At 63.4% G+C, this 14,853-nt stretch carries 11 protein-coding genes; 10 read left to right on the top strand and 1 reads right to left on the bottom strand.

Annotated features, from left to right (window positions below; translation table 11 throughout):
• Positions 1-66: 66 nt before the first annotated feature.
• Complete coding sequence (locus tag YY7_RS0113245) at positions 67-1,140, bottom strand: tartrate dehydrogenase (RefSeq protein WP_028163671.1); 1,074 nt, start codon at positions 1,138-1,140, stop codon at positions 67-69.
• A gap of 1,332 nt (positions 1,141-2,472) precedes the next feature.
• Between YY7_RS0113245 and tolQ the strand changes: the two genes are divergently transcribed.
• The 10 genes from tolQ to ftsH all read left to right on the top strand — a co-directional run bounded on the left by tolQ (position 2,473) and on the right by ftsH (position 14,737).
• Positions 2,473-3,186 (top strand): protein TolQ, encoded by a 714-nt coding sequence (tolQ, locus tag YY7_RS0113240; RefSeq protein ID WP_027579741.1) that lies wholly within the window; start codon positions 2,473-2,475, stop codon positions 3,184-3,186.
• Between the two features lie 41 nt (positions 3,187-3,227).
• Positions 3,228-3,701, top strand: coding sequence for a biopolymer transporter ExbD (locus YY7_RS0113235; protein WP_028163670.1), 474 nt, complete (start codon positions 3,228-3,230; stop codon positions 3,699-3,701).
• 41 nt (positions 3,702-3,742) lie between these two features.
• Complete coding sequence (locus YY7_RS0113230; RefSeq protein ID WP_028163669.1) at positions 3,743-4,723, top strand: hypothetical protein; 981 nt, start codon at positions 3,743-3,745, stop codon at positions 4,721-4,723.
• Between the two features lie 110 nt (positions 4,724-4,833).
• A complete protein-coding gene (tolB, locus tag YY7_RS0113225) occupies positions 4,834-6,123 on the top strand; it encodes a Tol-Pal system beta propeller repeat protein TolB (protein ID WP_433994499.1) in 1,290 nt (429 codons plus the stop codon).
• A 182-nt stretch (positions 6,124-6,305) separates the two neighbouring features.
• Positions 6,306-8,630: a putative bifunctional diguanylate cyclase/phosphodiesterase gene (locus tag YY7_RS0113220; protein WP_028163667.1), complete on the top strand. Its 2,325-nt coding sequence runs from the start codon at positions 6,306-6,308 to the stop codon at positions 8,628-8,630.
• 163 nt (positions 8,631-8,793) lie between these two features.
• Complete coding sequence (locus tag YY7_RS0113215) at positions 8,794-9,531, top strand: N-acyl amino acid synthase FeeM domain-containing protein (protein WP_035690028.1); 738 nt, start codon at positions 8,794-8,796, stop codon at positions 9,529-9,531.
• Positions 9,532-9,805: 274 nt separating this feature from the next.
• Positions 9,806-10,297: a peptidoglycan-associated lipoprotein Pal gene (gene pal, locus YY7_RS0113210; RefSeq protein ID WP_028163665.1), complete on the top strand. Its 492-nt coding sequence runs from the start codon at positions 9,806-9,808 to the stop codon at positions 10,295-10,297.
• A gap of 137 nt (positions 10,298-10,434) precedes the next feature.
• Positions 10,435-11,484 (top strand): tol-pal system protein YbgF, encoded by a 1,050-nt coding sequence (ybgF, locus tag YY7_RS0113205; protein ID WP_028163664.1) that lies wholly within the window; start codon positions 10,435-10,437, stop codon positions 11,482-11,484.
• Between the two features lie 46 nt (positions 11,485-11,530).
• Positions 11,531-12,553 carry a tRNA lysidine(34) synthetase TilS gene (gene tilS, locus YY7_RS0113200; protein WP_028163663.1) on the top strand — a complete coding sequence of 341 codons (1,023 nt, stop codon included), beginning with the start codon at positions 11,531-11,533 and terminating at the stop codon, positions 12,551-12,553.
• A 261-nt stretch (positions 12,554-12,814) separates the two neighbouring features.
• A complete protein-coding gene (ftsH, locus tag YY7_RS0113195) occupies positions 12,815-14,737 on the top strand; it encodes an ATP-dependent zinc metalloprotease FtsH (protein WP_028163662.1) in 1,923 nt (640 codons plus the stop codon).
• The last annotated feature ends 116 nt before the right edge of the window (positions 14,738-14,853 follow it).

Below are 14,853 nucleotides of genomic sequence, written 5' to 3'. Positions count from 1 at the left end.
GTGCCATCTGCTTTCGCAGGCGGGCCGCACTTCACCTCTCCCATAGGGAAAGGTGAAGACACCGCCTCACACATTCGTGCCGTGAATCGCGTCGATCACGGCGTCCGTCACCTCTTTCGTCGTCGCTTTGCCGCCGACATCCGGCGTCAGCACGCCGGCGGCGCAGACGCGTTCCACCGCCGCCATCAGACGCATGGCCGCGTCCTTCTCGCCGAGATGCTCCAGCATCTGCGCGCCGGTCCAGAAGGTCGCGACCGGGTTGGCGATGCCCTTGCCGGTAATGTCGAAGGCCGAGCCGTGGATCGGCTCGAACATCGAGGGGAAGCGGCGCTCGGGATCGATATTGCCTGTTGGCGCGACGCCGAGGCTGCCGGCGAGCGCGCCTGCGAGATCGGACAGGATATCGGCGTGCAGATTGGTCGCGACGATGGTGTCGAGGCTTTTCGGGTTCAGCGTCATGCGCACCGTCATGGCGTCGACCAGCATCTTGTCCCAGGTGACATCGGGGAATTGCTCTGCCACTTCGGCAGCGATCTCGTCCCACATCACCATGCCGTGCCGCTGCGCGTTCGATTTCGTCACCACGGTGAGAAACTTCCGTGGTCGCGACTGCGCGAGCCGAAACGCATAGCGCATGATGCGCGTGACGCCGACGCGGGTGAAGATCGCAACTTCGGTGCCGACTTCCTCGGGCAGGCCCTTATGCGCGCGTCCGCCGGCGCCGGCATATTCGCCTTCCGAATTCTCGCGCACGATCACCCAGTCGAGATCGCCGACGCCGACATTGCGCAGTGGTGAGGCGACGCCGGGCAGAATCTTGGTCGGCCTTACATTGGCGTATTGGTCAAAACCCTGGCAGATCGGCAGCCGCAGTCCCCACAGCGTGATGTGGTCGGGCACATCCGGCGCGCCGACTGCGCCAAAATAGATCGCATCGAACTTCTTCAACTCATTGAGCCCGTCCGCCGGCATCATGACGCCGTGCTTCTTGTAATAGTCCGAGCCCCAGTCGAACGTCTTGAACTGGAAGGCAACATCGCCGGATCGTTTCGCCAGCGCCTCCAGGACACGAATGCCCGACGAGATCACCTCGGGGCCGATACCGTCGGCAGGAATGGCGGCGATGGAATGGGTGCGCATGAGGAGTCTCTCCCTGGGTATGATTTGTCGGATGCGTAACCCACCCTCTCGCACGCGCCAAGCTTCTTAGTCATTCCGGGCTCGACGCTGTCGCATCGCCTCGGAATGACTAGGGGACGCATTGCGCAATCCTCTCCTCCGTCATGGCCGGGCTTGACCCGGCCATCCACGTCTCTCCCGTGCACGGAAGCAAAGGACGTGGATGCCCGGGACCCGGCTACGCCGAGGCTTCGCCGGGCACTCTAATGTCAGTCCGGCGAAGCGATAGCGAAGACGGGCAAGCCCGGGCATGACGGCGTCATATCGTTCGCACGATTTTCCTTAAGCCAATCAACGTGATTTCCCCTGTCCACCCCTCGCGCGAAAAACATTCCGCTTCCACCGTCGGGCAAATCAGTGATTTAACTCCGCGCGTCTCACGCGAATGAGGGGCGGGTCGCGATCGTCACGAACGTTGCGGTGAGATGCGGTGGACGTGAGTGTCACGACTGACGAGCGTGACATTCACGAACGGCGAAGTCGTGTGGTCCTGGCGCCCCGACGCTGGCGCTAAGTCCTGGGGGATGGAAACATCCCTAAGGGTGACGGTGGCAAGAAAGCCCGGTCACCGAGGAGAGCACGAAGTAAGCCGTAAACCATCGCGCAGGGAAAGCCGGAATGCTTCGGTTGAACCTGTGGTCCTACCCCCGTGCTTTTTGTTGCACGGGACCCACGGGTGCAACCAGCACCCGGCTTTCCCTGCGCCCTCTGTTCAATGAGAGGGCGAAACGAACGCAAAGCTCGGGCATTTCATGTCGCGAGAATACGGACTCATATCCCCTTCGCTGTTTGACAATTGAAGCCAGCCTATCTCCTCACCCTGAGGAGCCTGCGCAGCAGGCGTCTCGAAGGGCGAGGCCACCGGCGGGGCCTCATCCTTCGAGACGCGGCCGAACGGCCGCTCCTCAGGATGAGGAACAAGCAGCAGGGAACCCGCCCATTCCCATAACCGGCCGGATTTCCTGCATTTCCAGCCGCCAAACCGGACTTTGGTAACCTCGCATTAACCACGGTTAGAGTCAGGTGAGGGACGGAAATGACGCGCGAACAGCCCTTGTTTTGACATGTTGGCGGAGGAAGCAGGGCCCGGCCTTGGACGGCCCTCCCATGCGACTGATGAAAGCTTTTCGCGGCTGGCGCTTACCGCCGCGCTGGGCGCGCGGCTGCGAGGGGCGGCTCAAGCGAGGTGGAGACCGGTTGGCGTGAGGAAAACGCGTCGAAACGAAAATCCGGGACCGGCAGCCATTTGCTCCGGGAAGGACAGAGGATCTTTGCGTTGAAAGGATATTGCCGATGAATCCCGCCGACGTGGCGCAGGCAGCGCTGCCCATGGCCTCGAGCGACGTGTCGCTGATCGCGCTGTTCCTGCAGGCCCACTGGGTCGTGAAGGCGGTCATGCTCGGGTTGCTCGCCTGCTCGGTCTGGGTCTGGGCGATCGCGATCGACAAGATCTTCCTGTATTCGCGCACCCGCCGCGCGATGGACCGGTTCGAGCAGGCGTTCTGGTCGGGGCAGTCGATCGAGGAACTCTATCGCACGCTGTCGGCCAAGCCGACCCAGTCGATGGCGGCCTGTTTCGTGGCGGCGATGCGCGAATGGAAGCGGTCCTTCGAGAGCCATTCGCGCTCCTTTGGCGGCCTTCAGATGCGGATCGAGAAGGTCATGAACGTGTCGATCGCGCGCGAGGTCGAGCGGCTGGAACGGCGGCTGCTGGTGCTCGCGACCGTCGGCTCGGCCGGCCCCTTCGTCGGCCTGTTCGGCACCGTCTGGGGCATCATGTCGAGCTTCCAGTCGATCGCGGCATCAAAGAATACCTCGCTGGCGGTGGTGGCGCCCGGAATCGCGGAGGCGCTGTTTGCGACCGCAATCGGCCTGATCGCCGCAATTCCGGCGACTATTTTCTACAATAAGTTCATTTCCGAGGTGAACCGGCAGGCCCAGCGCCTGGAAGGCTTTGCCGACGAGTTCTCCGCGATTCTGTCGCGCCAGATCGACGAACGGGCCTGATGAGGCAGCAAGTGATGAACGCAAGCGGTGGGTTTTAGGCCATGGCGATGAGCATGGCCGGTTCGTCTGGTGGCGGTGGCCGCCGTGGCCGGCGCCGCGCCGCCGTGATGGCGGAAATCAACGTCACGCCGATGGTCGACGTGATGCTGGTGCTGCTCATCATCTTCATGGTCGCAGCGCCCTTGATGACGTCGAATATCGACATCGACCTGCCGATCGCGAGCGGCGGCAAGTCGATTGCCCAGAACACCCCGCCCTTGACGCTGTCGGTCAAGCGCACCGGCGGGAGTTGCAATTCGAACGTGGAACTCTATCTCGGGGACGCCCCAATCTCGGCTGCCGACCTCTTGCCCAAAATCAAGGCTATCCGGGAGACCCGGTCGGATAACGATGCCGTGGTATATCTGCGCGGGGACAAGGACGTCTGTTACACGGATATGATGAAGCTCCTGGGCCAGATTCGCACCGCCGGCTTCAAGGCCAACATCGTCATCATCCCGGAGGGGGGATCTTGAGATCTTAAGCTGTGGCAGAGCAGGGTAAGTTGCAGGGAAAATTGAAGGTCAAGGTCGACAAGACACTGGTGGCATCGATCGCCCTGCACGTGCTCGTGCTGGGATGGGGCCTCGTATCGTTTTCGTCCAAGGCCTATGTCCTGCCGGACGAGGAGACCGTCGCTGTCGACGTCATCTCGTCCGACCAGCTTGCCCATGTGATGGCCGGCCAGAGGACCGGCAAGAAGGAAAATCCGAAGCCGCTCGTCGAGAAGGTCGCCGAGGCCAAGCCGGTCGACGACGCCGTCGGCAAGATCGAGGACAAGAAGCCGCCCATCGTCACCGACACCGCCCCGCCGCCGACCCCGAAGGTGGAAGAGAAGCCGGTCGAAAAGAAGCCCGACCCGCCGAAGCCGGTTGCAGAGACCAAGCCCAAGGAAGAGCCGAAAAAGGAAGAGGCGAAGAAGGAAGAGCCGAAGCCGGAGCCGAAGCAGGCCGAGAAGAAGCCGGACCCCGTGAAGCCCGATCCGATTGCCGAGGCGATCAAGAAGGAAGAGAAGAAGCCGCCGCCGAAGCCGCAACAGCAGGCTGCCAAGCCGCCGCCGGAGCAGAAGCTGAAGGAGCGCGTGTTCGACCAGTCGAAGATCGCAGCCCTGCTCGACAAGCGCGATCCGACGCGCCAGGCGGCGGCGGGCGACACCCTCAATTCCAACGCAGCGCTCGGCCTTTCCCATGGCAAGGCCGCCGACAACTCGGCGACCTGGGGCGCGATGTTCAAGAGCCAGGTCGAGCGCTGCTGGAAGAAGCCCTATGGCGGCATCGAGGCGCAGCAGACGGAAGCGGCCTTCGTGATCCGCCTGAAGCGCGACGGCACGCTCGAGGGCATGCCGGTGCCGGAAGGCACGGCAGCGACGCCTTATTTGCGCGTCTATCAGGAGAGCGCGTTGCGCGCGATCATCGAATGCCAGCCGTACAATCTGCCGGCGGCCTTCTTCGACGAATGGAAATATTTTTCGCCCGTGTTCACCGAACGAAAGACCTGAGCGCGATGTGCGCTTGAGGTCCCATAAAGCAAAGTTCGCCAACGATGACCAATCAGAACAAATCGTTTGAGACGTTTTTCCGCCCGAGCCGCCGCCAGATCATTTCCAGCATGGCCGCGCTCGGCACCATTGCCGCCGCACCGCGTGGCGCATTCGCGCAAGGGCCGAAGCGCGTGCAGATTCCCGACGGCGAGTTCGCGCCGCTGCCGATCGCGATCCCGAATTTCACGGCCGGTACCCCCGGCGATACCGAGGTCGGTGCCGGCGTCACCCAGGTCATCACCAACAATCTCAAGCGAAGCGGTCTGTTCGCGCCGATCGACCAGGCCGCCTACCTGGAGAAGAACATCAATATCGACGCCGCGCCGAACTTCCAGAACTGGAAGTCGGTCAACGCGCAGGCGCTGGTCACCGGACGCATGACCCGGCAGAACAACGGGCGCGTGAAGGCGGAATTCCGCCTCTGGGACGTCAATACCGGCCAGCAGCTCGCCGGCCAGCAATACGACACCTCGGCCGAATATTGGCGGCGCATCGCGCACATCATCTCCGACCAGATCTATGAACGGCTGACCGGCGAGAAGGGCTATTTCGATACCCGTATCGTCTTCGTCGACGAGACCGGATCGAAGGAGCGCCGCGTCAAGCGGCTCGCGCTGATGGACCAGGACGGCGCCAATGTGCGCTACCTGACGCGCGGCTCGGACCTGGTGCTGACCCCGCGCTTCTCGCCGTCGACCCAGGAAATCACCTATATGGAGTTCGGCCAGGGCGATCCGCGCGTCTATCTGCTCAACATCGAGACCGGCCAGCGCGAGATCGTCGGCAATTTCCCGGGCATGTCGTTCTCGCCGCGGTTCTCGCCGGACGGCCAGCGCATCATCATGAGCCTGCAGCAGGGCGGCAACTCGAACCTGTTTGTGATGGACCTGCGTTCGAAATCGATGACGCGGCTGACCGACACCCCGGCGATCGACACTTCGCCGTCCTTTGCACCCGACGGAACGCGCCTCTGCTTCGAGTCCGATCGTGGTGGCAAGCCGCAGATCTATGTGATGGCCGCAAACGGCGGGCAGGCGCAGCGCATCTCCTTTGGAGACGGCAGCTACTCGACGCCGGTGTGGTCGCCGCGCGGCGACTACATCGCCTTCACCAAGCAGGGCGGCGGCCAGTTCGCAATCGGCATCATGAAGCCCGATGGCTCGGGCGAGCGGATCCTGACCTCGGGCTATCACAATGAGGGGCCGACTTTTGCGCCGAACGGGCGCGTCGTGATGTTCTTCCGCGATCCCGGCCAGGGACCGTCGCTCTTCACCGTCGACGTTTCCGGCCGCAACGAACTGCGCGTGCCGACGCCGGGCTTCGCGTCCGATCCGGCGTGGTCGCCGCTATTGTCGTAAATTGCCGGGCTTTGCGGGTAACCATTTCCGTTAACCGGCAAATTTTTCCTAGTTAATTGAAATAAAAAGAGAATTTCCGCTGCATAAAACTCGAAACAAGGTCTTGGTAACGATATTCCCTCAGAAAGACTTCATCAGCGCTAGGTAAAACTGCACGTTACAACAGGACGTGTGCCCAGCTCATGCAGTTTGCCAATCAGACGGGAGAGTCGGACCGGCAGATGTCGCCAACGATCGCGGCTGCGCTGGTCGATTCCCTGTTCATGAATCCCGCGCCGATGATCTTCGGCGCCTTTGGCCCGGCCATCGCCGGCTCGGTGATCGCCGCCGTCACCGGCGACATCTTGATGTGGCTGTGCGTGCCGTTGTTCATCGTGGTGGGGCTTGGGCGCGCTCATCAGATGTACCGTTACCAGCAGCGCAACTCGCGGCTCACCGTCGCGGAGTCCGTCGGCTGGGAGCAGCGCTACCGGTTCGGCGCCGTCGCCTATGGCATCGTGCTCGGCATCTGGGGGGTAACCGTTCTGCTGCGAACCAGCGATGCGGCCGCCCACATGCTCTGCGTGACGACGGTGGTGGCCTATACATCGGCTGGGGTTGGGCGGACATTCGGCCGCCCGCGGATCTTCCACCTGCACTTGCTGTTGTCGATCGGACCCCTGATCTTCGCGTTGTTCTATGTGGGCGGCGCCTACTACATCGCGCTTGCCCTCCTGAGCTTTGTCTTCTTCGTTTCCATCCGGCACCTGACATCCAGCCTGCAGCGGATCTACGTCAACGCATGGATCGCGAAGGAGCGGGAAGCGGCGCTGGCCGGCCAGTTCGATACCGCGCTGAACAACATGCCGCACGGCCTGTGCATGTTTCGCGACGATGGCAGCCTTGCGGTGATGAATTATCGCTTCAGCGAGATGATGGGCCTGCCGGAAGACCTTGTGCAGCGGGGGTTGCGCGCATCCGACATCATCTCGGCATGCGTCAGCGCCGGCTCGATCTCAGAGGCGAGCGGCAGGATGATCCTCGCCGAGATCGAGCACACCCAGATGCGGGTCGTGATCACGAGCGCCCCCGACCCGACCCAGAACCGTGCGTTGTCGTGGACGTTTCAGGCGATGGCCGATGGCGGCACGGTCGTGTTGCTCGAAGACGTGACCGAGCGGCGCAATGCGGAAGCCCGCATCACCCATCTGGCGCGGTATGACGAGCTCACGCAATTGCCCAACCGGCTCAATTTCCGCGACGAGATCGGTCGTCTCCTGGCGCGGCCGAGAGGCGGGCAGTTGTCGGCACTGCTGTTCATCGACCTCGACCAGTTCAAGCAGGTCAACGATACGCTCGGCCATCCCTGCGGCGACCAGCTCCTCTGCGCGGTAGCTGGCCGGCTCCGCGAAATGCTGCGGCCGGAAGATTTCGTGGCGCGCTTCGGCGGCGACGAGTTCGTGGTGTTCCAGCAGGACATCAAATCACATGAGGATGCGGCCAGCCTTGCACGTCGTATCGTCGATCGCCTGAGCGAGCGTTACAAGATTCACAATCATCTGGTCGAGATCGGGGCCAGCGTCGGTATCGCCATGACCTCGCCGGGCGTCAACGCCGACACGCTTTTGAAGAACGCCGATATGGCGCTCTATCGTGCCAAGGCTGACGGGCGCGGCACGTTCTGCTTCTTCCGCGACGAGATGGCCCAGATCGTCGAAGCGCGCCGTATCCTCGAACTCGACCTGCGCAAGGCGCTGGCGAACGAGGAGTTCGAGCTCTATTACCAGCCGCTGGTCAATCTCAAGACTGGCAGGATCACGACCTGCGAGGCGCTATTGCGCTGGAACCATCCGGTGCGCGGCACGGTCTCTCCGATCGAGATCATTCCGGTAGCGGAGGACATGGGGTTAATCGTCGATCTCGGCCGCTGGATTCTACGCAAGGCCTGTATGGAATGCATGACCTGGCCCGAATCCGTCAGCGTCGCGGTCAATTTGTCGCCGCAGCAGTTCCATCAGCGCGACGTGCTGAGCGAGGTCCGCTATGCGCTGGAGGTTTCGGGCCTGCCAGCGCGACGTCTTGAGATCGAGATCACCGAGTCCTCACTGTTGCGCAATACGCAAGTGACGCACGACGTGCTGTCGCAGCTGCATGCGCTGGGTGTACGGATCTCGCTCGACGATTTCGGCACCGGCTATTCGAGCCTGAGCTATCTGCACAACTTCCCATTGCAGAAGGTCAAGATCGACCGCTCGTTCCTCGAAGGCATCGACACCGACCGACCGCTGACGCTTTTGCGTGGTGTGGCGCGGCTTTCCGCCGATCTCGGCATGTCCGTCGTGGTGGAAGGCATCGAGACCAACGAGCAGCTCGATCTCGTCAGCGCCGACGGCGCGGTGACCGAGGCGCAAGGCTATCTGTTCAGCCGCCCGGTGCCTGCGGTGCGTATACGGCAACTCCTCAGCGCCTCTCATGGCCGCCGTCCGGAAGACTTGCTGAAGTTGGCATCCTCGCGGTCGATCGCCTGAGACCGTCCCTCTACCGGTAGCTCCGCGGTGCCACCCACGCATGGCTCGCGCGCGAGCCCCGCGTCGATTAACCGTATTGCCGCGATCCCTTTGCAATAAATTAAGATGCTGTTAATCTTTTTGATACGCGCAGAAGTTGCTCGCAGGTGTAAGGATTGAAATAATGCCCGCGGTGGAGGCCACCAGGCCGGCAAGCGGACGGCTTTCGGACCCGCTGGATCAAGTCGATTATCGCCTAGCGCAAACCCCAGCCGAAAAGGAAGATATCTACCGGCTCCGCTATCGCGCTTATCTGCGCGAACGCGCGATCGAACCGTCGGCGGACGAGCGCGTCGCGGATCAGTATGATGATGCCGCCAACGTTTGGACGTTCGGCGTGTACTTTAACGGCGAACTCTACAGCTCAATTCGCATCAACGTCGTCACGCCGGAGTGCCGGATCTCGCCCTCCGTAGATGTGTTTGGTGACGTGCTTCATCCCAAGCTTGATCAAGGGTTGGTCTTCATCGACTCGACGCGCTTTGTCGCCGATCCGGAAAAGGCGCGGACTTTTCCGGAGCTGCCCTACGTGACGGTTCGGCTCGGATCGACGGCTGGCGTTCACTTCAACGCCGACTATGGATTGGCCATGGTGCGTCCCGAGCACATGGCGTTTTACCGTCGGGTGTTCCTGCATGAGGCTTGGTCCGAGCCGCGCATCCATCCGGGCCTCTTGAAGCCCGTCGGATTGATGGCGGCGCACTTACCCGCTGTGCGTGAGCGGGTCCTCGCCCGTTACCCCTTCCTGCGCTCAAGTGCGTTCGAGCGGCGGATGCTGTTCGAGCGGGGGCGGGGTCAATCCGGTACCACTGATGATGTCCGGCCCTCCTTCGCGCAAGCGTCGATCGTTCCAAGTTCCTGAATAGTCCGGCTTCGCCCGAACTGTCGCCGAAGTCCCGCACTCTGCGCCGATTCTTTCCGGTAAAGCCGGGAAATCGGCGATTCCGGCTGCCTCCGCGCTTGTCTTCACCCTCGCGCCACATTTACAACCCATTAACCATCGGGGGCGCTTTTCGCCGTTCGTCCGCATTTGATCGGGTCTGGCAAGGTCCCATCAAGGTTGACGGAACGTTCGCTTAACCATCGCCCTGTAGATCGGATGAGAGTTCGAGAACGTGAGCGTGGAGGCTCCGGGAATGAAATATCAGATGCGAATCCTCCAGGGATTGAAGCTCGCCGCGGTGGTGGCGGTCGCGCTATCGATGGGTGCATGCGCCAAGAATAATCTCGGCGCCGATGGCGCGATGGCGAACGCGGCGACCCCGGGCAGCCAGCAGGATTTCGTCGTGAACGTCGGCGACCGTGTTTTCTTCGAGAGCGACCAGACCGACCTGACCCCGCAGGCGATCGCGACCCTGGACAAGCAGGCGCAGTGGCTGCAGAGCTACAACCGTTACAGCTTTACCATTGAAGGCCATGCCGACGAGCGCGGCACCCGCGAATACAATATCGCGCTCGGTGCGCGTCGCGCCCAGGCGGTTCGCTCCTATCTCGCCTCGCGCGGCATCGATCCGAGCCGGATGCGCACCATCTCCTACGGCAAGGAACGTCCGGTGGCGGTCTGCAACGACATCTCCTGCTGGTCGCAGAACCGCCGCGCCGTGACGGTGCTGAACGCGAGTTCGTGAGCTTTCGAAAACTCTGCGATTTGCCACCGGCGCCGAGAGGCGCCGGTTTTGTTTAAACGTTGATTTGCTTCAGTCACAATTCCGGCGTACTCCCTGCATCAGGGTGGTTCCGCGTCGATTTTCGTCGTCAGGGCAAGATGTCATCCAGATTTCTTAGAGTTACACGCGCCGCGGCGGTTGCCGCGGGACTGGCCGTTTCCGCACCGGCCTTCGCACAATCCGACGATGCCGACCTCGAAATGCGGGTCCAGCATCTGGAGAACCAGCTTCGGCAGCTGACCGGCCAGAACGAGGAACTGCAATATCGTAACCGCCAGTTGGAGGAGCGCCTGCGTCAGCTCGGCGCTGCGCCGTCAGGCCCCGGCAGCCAGCCCGGCGCCGCCGCCGTGCCGCCGGCCGCACAGCCTGCACCGTCCTACCCGCCGCAAGGCGGCCAGCCGGCCTATGGACAGCCGCAGCAGGGATACGGCCAACCGCAGCCGGGTTACCGGCAATCGCAGGGCGGCTACGACCAGACCCAGATCGCAGCTCCCGCTCCAATCGTTCAGGAGCCGGCAGCGCCAGCGGCAGGAGGGCGCCGCGGCCGTGGCGATGCCTTCGATCCCAACCAGAACCCGAACGCCCCGGGGGCGCCGCGCGCACTCGGTGGCGGCCAGATGCCGATGTCACCGGATGCTGCGGTCGGCGCGCCCGGCGGACGTGGCGCCGGCGAACCGCTCGACCTCGGCAACACCAGCCCACGCAATGCCGGCGCACCGGCGGGGGGTGGCGCCACCGCCGCACTGACCACCTTGCCGCCATCGGCGACATCGAAGGACGAGTTCGATCTTGGCATCGGCTATATGCAGCGCAGGGACTATGCGCTCGCCGAGGAAACCATGCGCAATTTCTCCCAGAAATATCCGAGTGACCCCTTGATCCCGGATGCGCAATATTGGCTCGGCGAGAGCTATTTTCAGCGTCAGCAGTATCGTGACGCCGCCGAGTCCTTCCTCGGCGTAACCACGAAATTCGACAAGTCGGCCAAGGCGCCGGACGCGCTGCTGCGGCTTGGCCAGTCACTGGCGGCGCTGAAGGAGAAGGAAGCCGCCTGCGCCGCGCTCGGCGAAGTGACGCGGAAATATCCGCGGGCTTCCACGGGCGTCAAAGCTGCCGTCGATCGTGAGCAGAAGCGGATCAAGTGCTAAACCGGTGCCGCAGGAGCCGATCGGCTCCGCGATTGATGGCACCGCCATGTCCGATGACAGCAGCGCGATTTCCGCGACCGAAGCCAAACGTCTGTTAGACGACTGGAAGCGCGCGCCAGCGATTGTTCTGGCCGTGTCCGGCGGTCCCGACTCGGTGGCGTTGATGTGGCTCGCGGTGCGCTGGCGCCGGACACTGAAGCAGGGGCCGCGGCTGATTGCAGTTACCGTCGACCACGGCCTGCGTCCGGAGGCCGCGCGCGAAGCGCGTGAGGTCAAGCGCCTTGCAGGCACGCTCGATCTGCCCCATCGGACGTTGCGCTGGACCGGGACCAAGCCGAACAGCGGCCTGCCGGAGGCGGCACGCGAGGCGCGCTATCGCCTGCTGGCCGAAGCGGCCCGCGCGAGCGGGGCGACGCATATCCTCACGGCCCACACCCGCGACGACCAGGCCGAAACGCTTCTGATGCGGCTGCTGCGCGGCAGTGGCATCGCCGGCCTCGCCGCGATGGCGCGCGAGACCGAGCGCGAAGGGGTGAGATTGGCGCGGCCGCTGCTCGCTGTTCCAAAGGCGCGGCTGATCGCTACCCTGGAGAAAGCCAGGATCGGTTATGCGGTCGATCCGACCAATCGTGACACTGCGTTCACGCGTCCGCGGCTGCGCGCGCTGATGCCGGCACTGGCTGCGGAGGGCGGCGATGCCCGGAACCTGGCGCGGCTGGCGGCGCGGCTCGCTCGGGCCAATGCCGCGGTGGAAGTGCTGGCTGATGGTGCCGAGCGCTACCTTGCGCTGCGCGATGGCAATGCGGCGCGCCCCGGATTCGATGCCGGGGCCTTTGTGGCCCTTCCCGAGGAGGTCCGCCTGCGCCTGCTCAAGCGCGCGATCGACCGCGTGGGCCATGAGGGGCCGGCCGAACTGGGCAAGATCGAGGCCCTGCTGGCCGCACTCGATCAGGCGGTGACGCAGAGGGCGGGCAAGCTGAAGCAGACGCTCGCCGGCGCGGTCATTGGGCTCGCCAATGGGCGGATCCGGGTCGAGCCGGCACCGCCGCGCAGGAGCCGGGCCCGCTGATATTCAGGCGAATAGGAAAATTCCCGTCATATCCGCTTAACTACCCCCGAAAAACCCGGATCTTTGCGCCATTATTTGACCGGGAATCGGGCTAGGATGCGCTAAATAGTCCTGTGCAGTTCCCTTGGCATATACTCCCGTGGCACCTAAATTGTATGCAGTCGCTAAGGGGGATTCCCAGGGATATCCTGAAGTGCCCTGCCTGAGGCCGCCCGAGGATAGTTTTGAGGCCGCGATCCGCGCGACCACGAAGGAAGATCAATGAACGCCAATCTGCGGAATTTCGCCCTCTGGGTCATTATCGTCTTGCTGCTGTTGGCGTTGTTTACGCTCTTCCAGAACCCGGGTCAGCGCGCGTCCTCGCAGGACATCTCGTTCTCGCAGCTCCTCAGCGAAGTCGACCAGGGCCATGTCCGCGACGTCGTGATCCAGGGGCCGGAAATCCATGGCACCTTCACCAACGGCTCGAGCTTCCAGACCTATGCGCCGAACGATCCGACGCTGGTGAAGCGCCTCTATGACGGAAAGGTGCAGATCACCGCGAAGCCGCCGGGCGACAACGTGCCGTGGTTCGTTTCGCTCCTGGTCTCCTGGCTTCCCTTCATCGCGCTGATCGGCGTGTGGATCTTCCTGTCGCGGCAGATGCAGGGCGGTGCCGGCAAGGCGATGGGCTTTGGCAAGTCGCGCGCCAAGATGCTGACAGAGGCGCATGGCCGGGTGACGTTCGAGGACGTCGCCGGCGTCGACGAGGCCAAGCAGGACCTGCAGGAGATCGTCGAATTCCTGCGCGACCCCGGCAAATTCCAGCGTTTGGGGGGACGCATTCCGCGCGGCGTGTTGCTGGTCGGGCCTCCCGGCACTGGTAAGACGCTGATCGCGCGTGCGGTCGCGGGCGAGGCCAACGTGCCGTTCTTCACCATTTCCGGCTCCGACTTCGTGGAGATGTTCGTCGGCGTCGGTGCATCGCGCGTGCGCGACATGTTCGAGCAGGCGAAGAAGAACGCGCCTTGCATCATCTTCATCGACGAAATCGACGCGGTCGGCCGCCATCGTGGCGCTGGCCTCGGCGGCGGCAATGACGAGCGCGAGCAGACGCTGAACCAGTTGCTGGTCGAGATGGACGGCTTCGAGGCCAATGAGGGCGTGATCCTGATCGCCGCCACCAACCGCCCCGACGTGCTCGATCCGGCGCTGCTGCGGCCCGGCCGCTTCGACCGTCAGGTCGTGGTGCCGAACCCTGACGTCGTCGGCCGCGAGCAGATCCTGAAGGTTCACGTCCGCAAGGTGCCGCTGGCGCCCGATATCAACCTGAAGACCATCGCACGCGGCACCCCAGGCTTTTCGGGTGCCGACTTGATGAACCTCGTCAACGAGGCCGCGCTGACCGCCGCCCGCCGTAACAAGCGGATGGTGACGCAGGCCGAGTTCGAAGAGGCCAAGGACAAGGTGATGATGGGCGCCGAGCGCAAGTCGCTCGTTATGACCGAGGAAGAGAAGCTTCTGACCGCCTATCACGAAGGCGGCCACGCGATCGTCGGCCTCAACGTCGTCGCCACCGACCCGATCCACAAGGCGACCATCATTCCGCGCGGCCGTGCACTCGGCATGGTCATGCAATTGCCGGAGCGCGACAAGCTGTCGATGTCGCTGGAGCAGATGACCTCGCGTCTCGCCATCATGATGGGCGGACGCGTCGCGGAAGAACTGGTGTTCGGCCGCGAGAAGGTCACCTCGGGTGCGGCCTCCGACATCGAGCAGGCGACACGTCTGGCGCGCATGATGGTGACCCGCTGGGGCCTGTCGGAACAGCTCGGCACCGTCTCCTATGGCGAGAACCAGGATGAAGTGTTCCTGGGCATGTCGGTGTCGCGCACCCAGAACGCCTCGGAGGCGACAGTCCAGAAGATCGACTCCGAGATCAAGCGCCTGGTCGAGGAAGGCTATAACGAGGCGACGCGAATCCTCACCGAGAAGCGCGCCGATCTCGAAGCACTGGCGAAAGGCCTGCTCGAGTTCGAGACGCTCACCGGCGACGAGATCGTCGATCTCTTGAAGGGCAAGAAGCCGAACCGCGAGTCCGTGCTCGAGCCGACCACGCCACGCGCCTCCGCCGTGCCGCCCGCCGGCAAGTCCCGTCCGCGCACGGATCCGGACCCCGGCCTGGAGCCGCAGCCGCAGGCGTAAGCGCGATCAGAGAGCAAGACGTACAGAAGCCCGGCCTAATGCCGGGCTTTTGCTTTTGCGATTGCTCCACATTCCATCGTCGTCCCGGGCTTGCGTGCCGCGGCGAAGCCCCTTGG

Source organism: Bradyrhizobium elkanii WSM2783, from assembly GCF_000472865.1.
Classification (GTDB): Bacteria; Pseudomonadota; Alphaproteobacteria; order Rhizobiales; family Xanthobacteraceae; genus Bradyrhizobium; species Bradyrhizobium elkanii_A.
The sequence above is the reverse complement of the archived record's forward strand: the minus strand, read 5'-3'. Positions and strand labels throughout refer to the sequence as shown.

Excerpts from the sequence above, each read along its gene's own strand:
- YY7_RS0113235 (WP_028163670.1), top strand. The coding sequence starts at position 3,228 with ATGGCGATGAGCATGGCCGGTTCGTCTGGTGGCGGTGGCCGCCGTGGC.
- tolB (WP_433994499.1), top strand. The coding sequence starts at position 4,834 with ATGGCCGCGCTCGGCACCATTGCCGCCGCACCGCGTGGCGCATTCGCG.
- tolQ (WP_027579741.1), top strand. The coding sequence starts at position 2,473 with ATGAATCCCGCCGACGTGGCGCAGGCAGCGCTGCCCATGGCCTCGAGC.
- YY7_RS0113215 (WP_035690028.1), top strand. The coding sequence starts at position 8,794 with ATGCCCGCGGTGGAGGCCACCAGGCCGGCAAGCGGACGGCTTTCGGAC.
- ftsH (WP_028163662.1), top strand. The coding sequence starts at position 12,815 with ATGAACGCCAATCTGCGGAATTTCGCCCTCTGGGTCATTATCGTCTTG.
- YY7_RS0113245 (WP_028163671.1), bottom strand. The coding sequence starts at position 1,140 with ATGCGCACCCATTCCATCGCCGCCATTCCTGCCGACGGTATCGGCCCC.
- tilS (WP_028163663.1), top strand. The coding sequence starts at position 11,531 with ATGTCCGATGACAGCAGCGCGATTTCCGCGACCGAAGCCAAACGTCTG.
- pal (WP_028163665.1), top strand. The coding sequence starts at position 9,806 with ATGAAATATCAGATGCGAATCCTCCAGGGATTGAAGCTCGCCGCGGTG.
- ybgF (WP_028163664.1), top strand. The coding sequence starts at position 10,435 with ATGTCATCCAGATTTCTTAGAGTTACACGCGCCGCGGCGGTTGCCGCG.
- YY7_RS0113220 (WP_028163667.1), top strand. The coding sequence starts at position 6,306 with ATGCAGTTTGCCAATCAGACGGGAGAGTCGGACCGGCAGATGTCGCCA.